General features: G+C 69.6%; 14 protein-coding genes and 1 pseudogene. 11 read left to right on the top strand and 4 right to left on the bottom strand.

What is annotated here, in order from left to right:
• Positions 1–450 precede the first annotated feature (450 nt).
• The 10 genes and pseudogenes from WH07_RS36500 to WH07_RS33180 all read left to right on the top strand — a co-directional run bounded on the left by WH07_RS36500 (position 451) and on the right by WH07_RS33180 (position 8,626).
• Positions 451–1,521: a hypothetical protein gene (locus WH07_RS36500; RefSeq protein WP_052744641.1), complete on the top strand. Its 1,071-nt coding sequence runs from the start codon at positions 451–453 to the stop codon at positions 1,519–1,521.
• 140 nt (positions 1,522–1,661) lie between these two features.
• Positions 1,662–1,811: pseudogene (locus WH07_RS42040) on the top strand (DUF721 domain-containing protein); the annotation flags it as partial.
• 11 nt (positions 1,812–1,822) lie between these two features.
• A complete protein-coding gene (locus WH07_RS42045; RefSeq protein ID WP_332836391.1) occupies positions 1,823–2,347 on the top strand; it encodes a hypothetical protein in 525 nt (174 codons plus the stop codon).
• 1,235 nt (positions 2,348–3,582) lie between these two features.
• A complete protein-coding gene (locus WH07_RS40080) occupies positions 3,583–3,753 on the top strand; it encodes a hypothetical protein (protein ID WP_157877480.1) in 171 nt (56 codons plus the stop codon).
• A 200-nt stretch (positions 3,754–3,953) separates the two neighbouring features.
• The gene (locus WH07_RS33155; protein WP_046508384.1) at positions 3,954–4,163 is read left to right on the top strand and encodes a hypothetical protein; all 210 of its coding nucleotides are present in this window, start codon (positions 3,954–3,956) and stop codon (positions 4,161–4,163) included.
• A 444-nt stretch (positions 4,164–4,607) separates the two neighbouring features.
• Positions 4,608–6,731, top strand: a complete 2,124-nt coding sequence (tap, locus tag WH07_RS33160) for a telomere-associated protein Tap (RefSeq protein WP_046508387.1) — start codon at positions 4,608–4,610, stop codon at positions 6,729–6,731.
• A gap of 3 nt (positions 6,732–6,734) precedes the next feature.
• Positions 6,735–7,292 (top strand): telomere-protecting terminal protein Tpg, encoded by a 558-nt coding sequence (tpg, locus tag WH07_RS33165; protein WP_046508389.1) that lies wholly within the window; start codon positions 6,735–6,737, stop codon positions 7,290–7,292.
• A 12-nt stretch (positions 7,293–7,304) separates the two neighbouring features.
• Complete coding sequence (locus WH07_RS33170; protein WP_157877481.1) at positions 7,305–7,811, top strand: hypothetical protein; 507 nt, start codon at positions 7,305–7,307, stop codon at positions 7,809–7,811.
• A gap of 189 nt (positions 7,812–8,000) precedes the next feature.
• Complete coding sequence (locus WH07_RS33175) at positions 8,001–8,252, top strand: hypothetical protein (protein WP_046508393.1); 252 nt, start codon at positions 8,001–8,003, stop codon at positions 8,250–8,252.
• The gene (locus tag WH07_RS33180) at positions 8,249–8,626 is read left to right on the top strand and encodes a hypothetical protein (RefSeq protein WP_046508394.1); all 378 of its coding nucleotides are present in this window, start codon (positions 8,249–8,251) and stop codon (positions 8,624–8,626) included. The genes WH07_RS33175 and WH07_RS33180 overlap by 4 nt, the downstream gene beginning before the upstream one ends.
• 462 nt (positions 8,627–9,088) lie before the next feature.
• Here WH07_RS33180 and WH07_RS33185 read toward each other — a convergent pair whose 3' ends face one another.
• Positions 9,089–9,316 carry a hypothetical protein gene (locus WH07_RS33185; protein ID WP_157877482.1) on the bottom strand — a complete coding sequence of 76 codons (228 nt, stop codon included), beginning with the start codon at positions 9,314–9,316 and terminating at the stop codon, positions 9,089–9,091.
• A 315-nt stretch (positions 9,317–9,631) separates the two neighbouring features.
• Positions 9,632–10,189: a hypothetical protein gene (locus WH07_RS33190; protein WP_157877483.1), complete on the bottom strand. Its 558-nt coding sequence runs from the start codon at positions 10,187–10,189 to the stop codon at positions 9,632–9,634.
• 99 nt (positions 10,190–10,288) lie between these two features.
• On the opposite strand from WH07_RS33190, the gene WH07_RS38420 reads away from it, so the two are divergent.
• Positions 10,289–11,071 (top strand): hypothetical protein, encoded by a 783-nt coding sequence (locus tag WH07_RS38420; protein ID WP_079023764.1) that lies wholly within the window; start codon positions 10,289–10,291, stop codon positions 11,069–11,071.
• Between the two features lie 559 nt (positions 11,072–11,630).
• Here the strand turns inward: WH07_RS38420 and WH07_RS33205 are convergent.
• Positions 11,631–12,116, bottom strand: coding sequence for a hypothetical protein (locus tag WH07_RS33205; protein ID WP_046508400.1), 486 nt, complete (start codon positions 12,114–12,116; stop codon positions 11,631–11,633).
• A complete protein-coding gene (locus WH07_RS33210; RefSeq protein ID WP_052744642.1) occupies positions 12,113–12,760 on the bottom strand; it encodes a helix-turn-helix domain-containing protein in 648 nt (215 codons plus the stop codon). Before WH07_RS33210 ends, WH07_RS33205 begins: the two co-directional genes overlap by 4 nt.
• Between the last annotated feature and the right edge of the window lie 1,156 nt (positions 12,761–13,916).

Genomic DNA, 13,916 nt, shown 5'->3' on the forward strand with positions numbered 1-13,916 from the left:
ACGCTGGCCCGGCTGCTGGGCTGCTCGCCGGCGGGGGCGCGGAAGGTGCTGGCCAGGCTGACGGAGGCCGGTGTGGTGGCGCGGCAGCACAAGGCGACGGCGACGCGGATGCGCGGTCGGGGCCGGGTCATGCTGCTGCCGGTGGCCCGCGCGTACGGCCGCACGCTGGCCTCTGTGGAGGCTGTTTCGGGCTCCGAGTCGGTGTTTTCGCAGCGTCCCGATAGTGCAGTCGGAGATCATGCTCCCGCCGGTATTGCTGGTGCCCTTGGTACGTCTGGGATCGGCGGTGCTGAGGGCGCTGAGGGGGCGGTCGATCAGGAGCGTCCCGATGGTGCAGAGCTCCACGCAGACCACGCTTCTTCGGTTACTCCTGTAGTTCCTCCGCAGCTCTCTTGTGGTTTTTCCGGCGAAGGCCGTGGGGGTGGGGGCCGTCGGCCGGAGCGCGTGTGCGTGCGCGAGGACCAGGCCGGCCACAGCGAGGACGCCGTTGCCGCGGCCGGGTCTCCGGTGGCGGAGGGCGGCCCGCTGCGCGGGGAACAGCCGAAGAAGTCCCCGGTCGTCGAAAGCCTGAAGGGCGGCCACGGGCCGGTGGCCGGCGCTCCGGTGTGGGTCGTGGACGGTGAAGGTCAGGGCAGGCGGCAGCGGGGGAGGGTGCCTCTGCCGCCGGAGGATCTGCGGGCTGTCCTGGCCCCGGTCGACCTGGTGTGGGCGCGGCTGGAGCGTCCGGCCGCCCGCCGCCTGGTGGAGGCCGCCGCCCGTAGCGAGCTGGCCCGGGTGGTCGGGTTCGTCGGTCGTACGGATGCGCCGCAGGTCCTCGCCGACCGGCTGGCCCGGCGCCTGGAGGACCAGATGCGGCTGGGTGGGCCGATCGAGGACCCGGTGGGCTGGCTGATCGGCCTGGCCCTGCCGCAGCGCCGGCAGTGCGGTGATGTGCGGTGCGACGACCGGGTGCTGCTCGACTCCGGCCGGGACTGCCCGCGCTGCGAGGACCGGCAGGCCGACCGCCGTGCCCAGCGCCGCGCGGTCGCGGCCGCCGTCGACGCCGCGATGCCCAATGCCTCCGAGGCGGAGCGCCGTACGGCCACCGAGGAGCAGCTGCACCAGGACGTGACGGCCAGAGCGTGGGCCCGCGAGCACGAGTGGGAGCAGGTCCGCGCCCGGCAGGCCGCCGCAGCTCAGGCCCGTGCCGAAGCCGCGGCCGCGCAGCCGGCCGCCGACGTCCGGGCCGCGCCGATGGTGCCGGTGGTGCTGCCAGCGCCGCGTCCGGTCGCCGCGCCCGGCCCGGACGTCGACGACGTGGACCAGGAGCAGGAGCTCGTCCTCGAAGACCTGACCCGCGAGCAGGTCCGGGACTGGCGGGTGCGGGCGATGAAGGACCACCAGGTTGTCTTCGACCACATCGACCGCTACGGCGAGACGTCGGCGAGGCGTCTATTCAGCCACCGACTGGTCGACCAGGCGCAGCGCCTGTCCGGCACCCGCCACCTGGTCCTCGGGCACACCACCTGGGGGCGGGCATGAGCGGCGGCGAGGCGTCCGGCGTCGACCTGGCCCGGGTCGCGCTGCGGTCCGCGATGGAGGCGGCGCGCAAGAACGGAGGCCGGAAGGCGAAGCAGAAGCCGCGGCCGGTCCGTACGGTGCGGCGCGACGGACGCGAGCCGATGGGCCTCGGTGCCGCGATCGGCGCGCTGGTCACCGAGCGGGCATGGGAGCTCCCGGCCGCCGGCGCCTCCCTGCGGGAGCGGTGGGCGGCCATCGCCCCCGAACTGGCCGGGCACGTCGCGGCTGTGGCGTACGACCCGGACTCCGGCCGGCTGACCGTGTGCCCGGAGTCGTCGGCCTGGGCGACGAAGACCCGCCTGGAGCAGACCTGGTCGTTGAGGCCGCGAACAAGGCGGCGGGCCGTACGGTCGTCCGCGCCCTGCGGATCCTGCCGCCCGGCGCCGCACCTGCGCCCGGTCCCGCCGACGTCGTACCGGCAGACTCGGTCCCGGCCGCGCCCACCGGCCCGGCGAGAACCAGGGAGACGGCGTGCGAGGGCTACCGCCGCGCCATTGCGGCGCACCGGGAGGCTGCGCCGCCGCGCCGGGTGGACCCGGGCATTGCGGAGGCGGTGGAGCGGCAGACCGCCGCGATGCGCGTGCTCAGCCTCCAGGCGTTCTCCGAGCCGGAGACGGCGCCGGACGATGCGCCGGCCCCGATCGAGGCGGCCCGCACTCAGCGCCGTCGTGAAGCCGATGTCTCCCACGCGGTGGCCCTGCGCCGGGCACGGGCAGAACGCGCGGCGAAGGAGGCCGGGACGGCGGCTGCGGCGGCGCAGCCTGCCACGCTCCGCTCATCCGCGTGACCGGGGTCGACTGGTTTCCTCGGTGACCGGCTGCCAGAGGCCACCCGCGTCGAATGGGCAGTGCCGATGGAGGCAGGTGCTGTTGTCCGAGGGGTCGGGTAGAGTGCGCCCGCTCACAGCGAGGGATGGTTTCGGCATATGTGAAGTTGCGACAAAAGCCGCCTATCTGGCGACCGCTTGGGTGCGGAAAGTCTCTCTTACGAGTGTTACGTGTGTCACATGACACGGGGTGATAGGCGCGATGAGCTGGCCCATTGCCCGGTTTGGGGGGTCATCTCCCTGATCAACATGTGACCCCCGGTCGACGCTAGCTACTTGAGCCAGGCAAGATGGGGACCGTTGCACAGGCGGCAAGTGACGGACGTCACACTTGATGAATACGCTTGCCTACGCAACGGTAATGAGCATACGGGCACGAAGAAGGCCCCACCCGTCGCCCGCGAAGCTCTGGGTGAGGCCCCTTACCTCAACACCGTCTGCCGTAACGAGCCCCGGCCTTTTGGTCGGGGCCGTTGCGTCAGGCCAGGTAGTCCCACGCGAGTCTGATGATCGCGAAGACTGCCGAGCCTCTGCGGATCCACTTGTAGCGGCGGTCCGCCTTACAGCAGCTGCAGTGTCCCTTCGGCTGGTGAGCCATCGGGTCCACCCCCTTCTGTGGGCCCACGACCTTCGTGGACTCCGCGGAGGGCTCACGAGAGGCAAGGACCCCAGGGGCGGCTTTGGTAGCTCGTAGAGTACCCGCGCTCCGCAGGGCACGCTGCTACCGCATGTATCCGCCGACGCCGTACGGCCGGGACGCCCGGTGTTACTGAGGGCGACAGGTCAAGATCATATGAGTGACAACCGTTGGAGGCCAACGCCTCTACCTGCGAAGGAGACTGACGCACCGTCCGGAACGGCGTGCCGGTTCCGCAGACGGCAGTTGCGCATCTCACATCCGAAACATCCGGATCGGTTGAACCGTCACTGACAGACATCGTTGTCGCCTCGTCAGCGAGACCGGTCCGGCTCCCGCCCACCAGGCCGATACGGGCGGGATGAGTCGTTCGCGGCTTGTGCAAAAAGATCCCGCTGGCCAGGGAAAACACGGCATCCGCCCATGAACGGGCAGCCCGGCCGCAGGACTTGCGGCGCACGTCCGAGATCACCTCAAGTCCCCGTTCAGCGCCGACTGTTTCGGTGCCGGCACAACAGGCGGTGAGACCAGCGGATTTGCCTTTCGCGCCGGGAGCCCCATGGTGACGGGACGGCTCCGTGACTTCCGGATGAGGGCCGGTCCGCGTACGGCGGGGGCTCACAACGGCATCGCCTGCGCGGGGCGAACCTCACGCAGGAGTGTCGTGATCCGCTACTACATCAGCGACAACGTCCTGGCGGTCACCGTCGTCCGCGCCGTCTACCTCTGAACCGCCCTCCCCTGGCTGAACGCCCGGGCCACCGCGAGAGGCGCCACTTCCGAGCCTGCCGATCCGGCCACGAGATCGCTTTGCGTCAACCATCGGTAACTGAGGCGCACAGCTGGGGAGTTCGGGCTACACAGGGGGACTGGGATATCCGTCTCCGCGGTCGGGCGGGGGCGGCTGGTGCCGACAGGGGGTCCGGGCAAGTGCTGACGATCAACGTAGCCGTACTGCTCGCTGTCATCGTCGTCCTGCGGCTGCGCCGGCGCACGGAGGCCAGGAGCAGGCGTGACGAGCGGATGACCGTGGTGATCGTGCTCGCCCTGGGCGTACTGCTCGCCCCGACATCGGTCGGTCAGGGAATCACGGACATCCTGGCCCAGCTCGTCCGCGGCATTTCACAGTCCGGCCAGTAGGCGCCTCCGTGTAGAGCTTCTCGGTCGCGGCCTTGCAGATCTTGCGGCGTCCGCGAGCGAGGCGCAGCAGGTCGTCGTACCCGGTGCAGGTCAGGGAGTAGCCAGGCGCCCCCGAAGCGGACCAGGAGGCCGCCAAGACGGCCGCGCTCGAAGCGCGCACCGCCGTCGGCGAGGCCCTAACCGAACTCCAGCTGCTCGCCGACGACTCGCGCGTCCTGGGGCGCCGACCGGATCGTCGACCAGGCCGACCGCGACCGGCGCGCCGACGAAGCCCGGACCGCGCAGAACGCCTTCATCGACGCCGCCAGCCGTCGCGTCCAAGTCTGATCGACAAAGCATCACAAAACGTCACCTTTCTTAACAAAACAAAATCCGATCGAGTTAAGGGAACGGGTTAAATGTGAGGGGTAGTGCTGCTAGTGTTCACGGTGGAGGTAGACGCAAATGGCAACTGAGGAAGAGTTGTTCGCGAACATCGACGCTCTGCTGGAGGAGGAGCCGCAGCTCCCGCCCCCGGCGGAGCGCGCCCGGCTCCGTGAGGCCGCCGGTATCACCCAGGCCCGCCTCGCGACGGCCCTCAAGAGCACGACGCAGACGGTGAAGAACTGGGAAAATGGCCGGACCGAGCCGAAGTCGCCGCGTCTGGAGGCGTATCAGCGGCTACTGGACGGCTGGGCGGCGAAGTACCCCGCCCACGGCGCCCCCGCCCCGGCCTCGGTGGCCGTACCGCAGCCGGAGGCGCCGGCCACGTTCACCGGCCCGGCCGCGCCCGAGCCGGAAGCCGCCGCGCCGGCGGAGGCTCCCGCCGTCCAAGCCGCCCCTGAGCGTCCGTCCCGTGCGGCCGCGCGCCCGGCGACGTCGTCGCGGCGTCCGACGGCGAAGAAGGCCGCGAAGCCTGCCGTCGACCCGCGGTTCCCGCACGGCCCGCTCGCCGTGCTGGACGGCGACGGTTCCGCGTACGGCGTCGGCGGCATCGTGCTCGACTGTCCGGCGACCACGGTCCCGGATCTGGTGGAGTGGACGCTCAAGGAGTCCGGTCTCGGTGCCGCGAAGTTGAACCGGTACGGCAAGGACAGCGACCCGCTGATCGTGCTCACCGCCGCGGCTGCCGTGAAGCTCGGGCTGCCGGAGCGTCTGGAGGGCCACGAGCAGCGGCGCTCTCTGCGTCTGCCCGAGGACCACTCGGTGGTCAAACAGGTGGCGAAGGCGAAGTGGCAGCTGACGCAGCGCGGGTTCGGCCCGTGGGCGCGGATCTACCGCAAGGCGCAGGGGCGCGAGCGGCAGTGCGTGCAGCTCGCCATCCTGTCCTGGGACGCCCTCGATGAGCGGTCCTGGCCCGGTGTCGCGGACATGGAGCCGGCCGACATCGCCCGTGTCCTCGGGGTGTACGCGACCCGGGTCATCACCCCGCGCGGCTCCACCGCCGTCTCCGGCCTGGAGCTGATGACCGCGCTGCGCCCACCGACGAAGGCCGTGCAGGACCCGGAAACCGGGAACTGGGTGTCCGGCTACAACGCGGGCTCGCTGGGCACGGAGCCGATGAACCCGGCGCCACCGGAGGCCACCCCGGAACATCCCGTCGTCGTGAACTCGGGCTGGACGGGCGGCTTCCTCAACGAAGAGGCGTACCAGTGGGTGCGGTCGGTGGAGACACTGTCCGATGAGGAGTGCACGCTGCCGTTCGCGGTCGGCCTGGACCTGAACACGGCGTTCCTCGCCGCCGCGGCCCGCCTGGTCGTCGGCCTCTCCTCCCCCGACCACTTCCACACTCCGAAGTTCAACCCGAAGATCCCCGGGAGCTGGCTGGTCGACCTCTCCCACATCGGGCTGGACCCGCGCCTACCTTCACCGTTCACCCCGGACGGCACCCGGCCGACGGGGCCGGCCTGGTACCAGACGCACACCGTCGCCTACGCCCAGGAGCTCGGGCACGACGTGCACCCGATCGAGGCGTACCTGCGCCGTGAGACCGGCGCGTACCTGGACCCGTGGCACGACCGCCTCAAGACGGCGTACGTCGACACGCTCGCCGACCTCGGGGTCACCCGGGACCTGGACGACCGGGCCTTCCTCGCTGCGATGGAGCAGCACAAGCAGGTCGACCCGGCGATGGCCGCCGTCCTGTCCGCCATCAAGGCGACCGTGAAGGGCGGCGTGGGAAAGCTGCGGGAGCGCCCGCAGGGCAAGTCCTACAAGGAGGGCGAGACGTGGCCGGCCCTTCAGCGGCCGACCTGGCGCCCGGACATCCGCGCTGCCGTCATCAGCAAGGCCCGGGTCAACATGCACCGCAAGCTCAACAACATGGCGAAGATGACGGGCCTGTTCCCGCTCGCCGTGCTGTCCGACTGCGTCGTCTACCCGAGCCCCGGCGACAGCCCGCTCGCCTTCCTGCCGTACGCGGCGTCCGGTAAGCCGCAGCCGGGCGGGTTCCGCCTCGGACCGACACCGGGCCTGGCGAAGCTGGAGGGCGTCCAGTCGATGCTGTGGGCGGTCGACCTGATGGAGAAGGGCCTCAACCCGGCCCGCCACATCAAGGGCGGCGACGCCGTCCTGGACGAAGGAGAGTAGGGCGTGAGGGAGATCGAGGACGCGATCGAACGGGCCGACCGGGAAAGCTTCACCCGGGAGCCGCCGAAGACCCTCAAGGGTCAGATCGGCTACCTGCTCAAGCAGTTGGGCAGCTCGAAGGCCGTCGCGCAGGAGCTCGGGGTCACCGCCGACTCGGTGAACCGCTACCGACGCGGTGCCCGCAAGCACGCCCGCGCCGACGTCGCCGCGAAGATCGACGACGCGGTACGGGCCCGCTGGCAGCCGCAGGTACGCAAGCGCCGGCAGCGCCAGGCCGCCACGACCGGCGGGATCACCGTGGAGACCCGGGCCCGGTTCGGGTACACCGCGCCGGTCGGCACGACCGACGACGGACGGTTCCGGCGACTCACCGTGCACCTCCCCGCGGAGTACGCCCGCCGCCTGTTCGCCGCCCGCGATGCCGGGGCCAGCGACCAGCAGATGCGCGGAATCATCGCCGAAGGATTTAAAGAAATCTATTTCCAGGACGGCGGGGGCCGCGCTATGGGACTCTCGGACGTGGCAATCAACGACATCGACTATTTGGATCTGGACTACTGAAAGCGGGAAAGCGTGACCACGAAATTCCCGGCCATGGGCTCCGTTCGCGAGCCCTGCCGGCACCAGGAGGCCCGCCCTCCCGATCACGTACGAGCCTGCGTCACGGCGCTGGAGACGGCTCCCACCGACGCCCATGCGGCCGTGTGGCTGGAGGAAGACGGTGGTGTGTGGGCCGACTACCCCACCGTGCCGCCGGGCGACGACGTTCTGCCGCTGGTGTGGGCTGACGACCGTCCTATCCCCCGAGGCGAGTTGAAGGCGCGCGGGTGTGTCCTGTCCCGGATCGCCGTCTGCCTCACCGAGCTGGTCTCCACCTTCGGAATGCCGCAGGTGGACCAGTCCGCGCAGTACGCCTCCGTATGGCTGGACAACGAGGGAGGCATCTGGGCCGACTACCCCACAGCCGCCTCCGAGGAGGACCTGGTCCTTCCCCTGGTGTGGGCGCGGGAGCAGACCGACTCCCGAGAGGAACTGGCAGAGCGCGGCTACGTCTTCACCCGCATCGGATGGAGCCTCTGAGCCGCGCAGGCAACCGACGTCCCGCCCTGCCATTGCAGCCGCCGGGAGCGGAGCCGTCGCCTTCATTGGTAATGCAACCCAGGTGGGATTTATCGCTACGGTATGACACATGAGGCGTCAACCGGCGGGGCCCGTCGGCCCCTGCCGCCTCGACATCCGTCGTTGTTCTCCACCCGCCAGGAGACCGTCATGACCGCCCAGACACCCGACGCCAACCGTGAGCTGCACATCAGCGTTCCGGACGACGTGTACGAACAGCTCCAGATCCTCGCAGCCAGTAAGCACGTGCCCACGGAGGAGTATGTTGCTGGCATGCTCGCGGACGACGTAGCCGAGGCCCGCTTCCTCAGCGGCTCCCAGCAGTTCATCACCGAGCACGGCCACGCCTTCGCCGAACGATTCGGCCCCCGTCCCCGCACCGCTGGAGAACACGCCGCGTGATCTTAACCGTCGACCTCCGCTGGCTCCTTCGGATCGCCCAGGAGCAGCTCCCCGGCGATCCCGACATCGTCGACTACGGCGCACTCGAAGCGGCCCGGGCCCGGCACTGCGCGGTGGTCATGGGCATCACCGTCTACAGGGAGCCCCATCACCGGGCCGCCGCTCTGATGCAGTCCCTCATCCGGCTGCCGGCGCTGGAGCACTCCAACGAGCTGTACGCAGCCGCGGTAGCCGCCGCCTTCCTCAGCTCCAGCGGCCGCGCCGTGAAGATCTCCGCCGACCAGGCCACAGGACTGACTGAGCAGATCATGGTCGGGGCGCTGTCCGTCCGCGACATCGCCGCCGCCCTACGGACCTGGACGCCCGGCGGCTGACTTCACACACTCTCGGACCTCCGAGCCCCTCCCCTGGCAGACCTGGGGAGTCTTACGGCGAATCGTGCCCCTTCGTGTTCCTGTTGCGGTCTCCGGCCGACTGGGCGCGGGGCCCGAAGTCTGTCTTCGCCGACCTGCTCGACGGGTCCTTGGCGGACTTGGACTGAATCCGCGAAGCGTCCTTGGGAGTCATCGCACCGCTTTTATATCCGCGGCTCCTCCCGCTGTTGTGGCTCATCGCGATCACCTCCACGTCCATCGTCTGCCGAGTTCACCCCGCCCGCACCGTCAGCGAGTGACTTCCGTACGGCGGCGGCAGGTTCCGCGCACGCGCCGTGGCACCTGTCCGTCCTGGACATCGTCCGGCTCGGGTGCGGCCGTACGTACAGCGCCCCCGTGCCCGGCGGTTGGAATGCCGGGCACGGGGGCGCTGTCCCTGCAAGCCGTGCGTGACCGCAGGGGTCAGCGACGGATGCGGACGCTCACGCTGACAAGGGTGCCGCCGGCGAACACTGTGCCGCCGAACCAGGCCACAGCACCGATCTGCGCCGTGTCTCCTCGGGCGGCCAGGACGCAGATGGCGACCATGGCCAGCAGCGCGACGATGGAAGGGGCCACCTGGCTGACCTGCGCAAGCCTGGAGATCACTTGTGCTGCTGTACTGTTTTGCGGTGTCGCTTCGGAATTCATGTCTCGTGATTTCTCTCGCTCGGATGTGATCCCAACGCGACACCGGGGAGTCCTCTGCCATACCCAGCCGGCCAAAGCACGGGTACGGCGTCGGGCTCCCCTTCTGCGTGGTGGGATCACGACGGTCAAGCAGAGGGCACGTGCACTGGCTTGGACCGCCACCCCCCGCGAACATCTCCGTCAACTCCCGGAAGAAAGGCAGTTGACGGGCCGGATGCTCTGCGAGAATCCTGCACTGCCGTATGGCGGGAAAGCCAATCCGGCACCCCCCGGGGTCACACGAAAAGCGCCACCAGCCCTGAGGCCAGTCCGGCGTCATGAAGCCGACGATGCCTGGTCCTGCCCGTAGAACACGGTCCGCAGCCCGGCAATAGCCTCCTGTACTGCTGCCTCACCCTGGTTCTCCAGGCACGCGTCCAGGAGTTTCTGCGCGGCCGCGGCCAACTCCGGATCGTCGGCCATGCCCAGCGGCAGCCCGGCTGCTGCGACCCTGGCCGCGTACGGCGCCAGGGCAGCAGCCTCTTCGATGCTCCGCCGCTGCCACCCCTCGATCACCCTCGCTGACGGCGCCAGGGCGGCCATCGTGCTTTCCCACCGGCCGCCCTGGACCCGCCAGGCGGCCCAAAACTCGATCACAGCCATGCCGGCCACGCGCCACCGCGTCGTCCGGCTCAGCCACGTCTCCTCATAGAGAGTGCGCGCCGTCATCATCTCCGAGACCGCGACAACCAGTGCTTGCATCTGCGCAAGACGTTGTTCGCGCTCCGCGACAGCGGCATCAGCCCGCTGCTGCCGTCGGCTGAGCCACGCTCCGAACCACATACCCACCAGCGTTGCTGCGGCGCCAATGACGCCGACCACTATCTCGATCACGGGCACACCCTGCCAGGCCCGTACGACACAGCCGTACCTCATCAAGGAAGGCGACCGCGCGCCCTGGCCGGGGCGGTCGGCGCGCAGGACGATGGAGTCATGGGCGAGCACGACCAAGGCAACGTCACCGAACCCGCGCGGCCGCCGTCCAGCGTGGCGCAGGCCCGGAAGGTGACGGCCGGGCTGCGGGAGGCCATGGACGACGTGCGGCGCTCGGTCGCGGTCCTCGCCGCCCGGGTCCGGGACGCGCACGCCGCCCGCGTCTGGCTTCCGCTCGGCTACCCGAGCTGGGAGGCGTACTGCGACGCGGAGTTCGGCATCAGCCGCGCGCAGGCGTACCGGCTCCTGGACGTCGCCCGCGCCCTCGCCGCGATCCACGGCGCCGTCGCGGTCGGCACCGATCCGTCTCGCACGCGAGACACCGGCCCGGCCGCCGCGGCCGCGCTCGACTACGGCCTGTCCCAGCGCGCCCTGATCGCCGTCTCCAGCCGCGCCGACGACGTCGCGGAGCTGATCACCCGCCGACTCACCACGCTCGCCCACAGCGGCCTCCAGGCCCTCGATGAGCCCACGGTGCGCGCCGTGGTCCGCCAGGCCGTCCGCGACATCCGCACCGCACCGCCACCGCCGCCCGCCGATCCGCCGGCGGACCCGACCGTCGCCGCGCTGCGCCGCGTCGTCGACGACCTCGCCGCCAGCTCGTACGCGATCGGTGAGCTGATGCTCGAAGTCGCTCCGGCCTACCTCTCCGACACCGAGGCGGCGACCGGCGCCCTGGCGCTGCTGTGCGAGCAGATCGGCGAGCCCCTCGAACACGGGCTCGCTGCCCGCCGCTACGCCATGTCCGGCGACCGGCGCGCCCTGCACGGCACCGTGCTGTAGCCGCTACTCCTGGTGCTGCTACCCCGGTTGCTGCTCGTGCTCCTGGTGGTGGTCGCCGGGTACAGCAGGGCGGTGTCCGAGGTGCAGCACTGCTGCGCAGCATTTGCATGGGCCAGGCGGCACACGGGTGCTGCACGGGTAGCAGGCCGCCCCCGGCCGGTGCAGCACGGCCAGCTGCTGCACGCTGCTCGGGCCGCGCTGCCTTCAGCCGGCGCCTGCTGCTCCACGGTGCCCGCACGACCCCGGCCCGCCCACGCCGTCGCATAACAGCGCAGATTTGCGATGTTCCACGCGAGATCCATGCACAGCTGCTGCATGCAACGCTGTGCCCGTACTGCTCACTAGCCCTGCTACCTGCGGCTTTCCCCTCCAGGGGAACGATGTACGCGCTCGCCGGGTTTGTTCTGGAGAACCAGAACCAACCGGTTTACCTGGTGCTACCGCTTGCTCGGGCCGCGCTCCGCTGACCTGTGGGTTTCCCCTGGAGGGAAACGATGTACGACTCCGGGCACGAGAACGGCGCCGCACCGACGGGTGCAGCGCCGTGTCGTAGTGGCCGTCAGCGGACGCTTTTGAGGCGGGTCGGCTTGGCGATCGAAGTGACGTTGCCCTTGGCTTTGGCCTCGGCCTTGCGGGCCTTCTCGTCCATGTGAAGCTGGAAGCGGCGTTCGTACTCGTCTTCGAAGTCGCCGACGTCCAGCCGCATGTCCTTCGGCAGGGCCTTAACGGCACGCTGTTGCTCGCGGGGGTCGCTGAAGGCGGCGATCATCGGGTGGAGCTGGAAGCGTCCGCGCCGGATCACGGTGACGAGCCGGGCGGCAACCAGGTGCGGCATGGCTCGGCTGATCATCCCGCGCTCCATGGCCAGGCCGGTGGAGAGTTCGTCGTGGGTGGCGACGACCAGGCCGCCGGGCTCCTGCTCGGTCATCATGTGCAGCAGCAGGGTGTAGGCGGTGGGAGGCAGCCGCGGCACGTACGCGAGGCCGTTGAAGCTGCCCCATAGCACGTTGCGGCGCGGAACCCATTCCTCGGCGGCGGATGTCATGACGTGGCCTTCCCTTCCCCATCCGACTCCTTGCGCACTTCCAGTTTCGCGCCAGGAGCGGCCATCGCCCGGAACGCGTCGGGCGCGTCCGGGTCCTCCATGATCTCCCGCAACAGGTCCAGCTGCTCCACCCGGTCACTGGTACCCAGCTTGGAGCGCTTCTTCTCCGCCTTGCTCGGCTCCCTGAGCCCTCCCCTGAGCGAGGCGGCGGGGTTCAGCTGGTACACGCCCCGCTGGACCCGTCGCAGCGCCCCATCGGCCTCGAGGACGTTGAAGACCCGGCTGATGTGCGGACGGCTGTACCCGAGGGCTGCGGCGATGTCCTCGTGCTTGGCCTCAATGAGGCCGCCGGGCTTCTGCGACCCCATGAGCGTGAACAGCACCACCAGGACGAACCGGTCCTCGTCGTACCGGACGGCAGCCCAGCGCATGAACTCCAGGCTGTCCATCGAGAACGCCTCACCGATGAACCCCGTGCTGGAGCCCACCGGGAAGACCTGGGCGGCGTGGCCGGCGGGCAGATCGATCGTGGAGCCGGAGGACCGGTTGTACGCGGTGGGGGGCGGCTTCGGGCGCCGCCGGCGACGGGACGGCGCGCCGGGCAGGTTCGGCGCTGCACTGCCGTCCAGGGGCCCTGAGCTCATGAGGTCGCTCTCTCCTTGATCATCGTGACGCCAGAACCATAGCGCCGACCGTGGCAGTAGTGCCACCAAAACGCGGCAGCAACGACACGAAAGTCACCCGTACGTCAGCCCTGGACTGACCTATGCCTCCGACGCGGCGCCGAACGGTCGACTGACGCACCGCGCCCCGTTTGGTGGCACTACTGCCACGAAACGATGTTGCTCGGTCAGGATCGGCTGACATCCCGACCGAGATATGTCAGCCCTGCACTGACATATCTTCCGGAACGCGACTCCCTGACCTGCGGAAACGTGCAGCTCTTGCCTCTAGAGCGTGCGCGCGTGATACCGGATCTCCCCACCGTGATCAAGTACCGGCGCGCCGTGGGATCCGCCCCCTCAACAGCAGCAACACAGCCCGCGCGCCGGACCCCGTCGTGGCGCGCGCGGCTTCGCGTGCGGGCCGGCACCCCAGTGCGGGTCGTGGACGGCAACAGCGGCTCTGAGTCTCGGGTGGTCCCAGCCGTGACGATCAAAACCAAGGAAGCGTGGCCGGTGCCGGTGGGCGGTTCCGCCACCCGGCCCCAGGGGGCCGGACGGCTCCGGTACCTCCGCACGCTGAATTCAAGCGCTCCCATATCGGGCTTCCGTTCTGTGGCTGAGCAATTCGAGGCCGCGCAATCCTGAATTCCACCGGCAGTTATTTCGGCCGGGGTCGGGGTGGCGCGGGTGGAGCCCAAACGCTACACAGTAAGTAGCCGTGATGCATCACTCTTGTTGAGCGTTCGCTCACTCAGGTGATGCATCGTTGGATTCTGCCCCACCGTTAGCGAGTTCACGTGTATGCTGACGGGGTATTAGTGAGTTTGACCGTGCGAGTCCAAGGATGAAGGGGGTGGTCAGGGTGGAGCGCAGCGGAACCCGTCACTGCGGTGAGGCCGACACTCGCTCCGGCCGATGGCCCGTCACGCTCCTTGCGGGGGTGGTAGCTGGGATTCCCAAGCCCTACACAGGCTCGCACGTGATGCACCTCCCCTTGCTGCCAGCCGAGGCATCCGCGCTTGCGCGGCTGCCCGCAATTCGCGCAAGCGCGAATTGACGTCCCGTTAGAATTCCGCTTGCGGAATTCTATTCCCGCGTTTACGCGGGAATTCGAATTGCGCTTGCGCAATTCGCG

Origin of the sequence: Streptomyces odonnellii (assembly GCF_000981895.1) — a bacterium.
GTDB classification, from domain to species: domain Bacteria; phylum Actinomycetota; class Actinomycetes; order Streptomycetales; family Streptomycetaceae; genus Streptomyces; species Streptomyces odonnellii.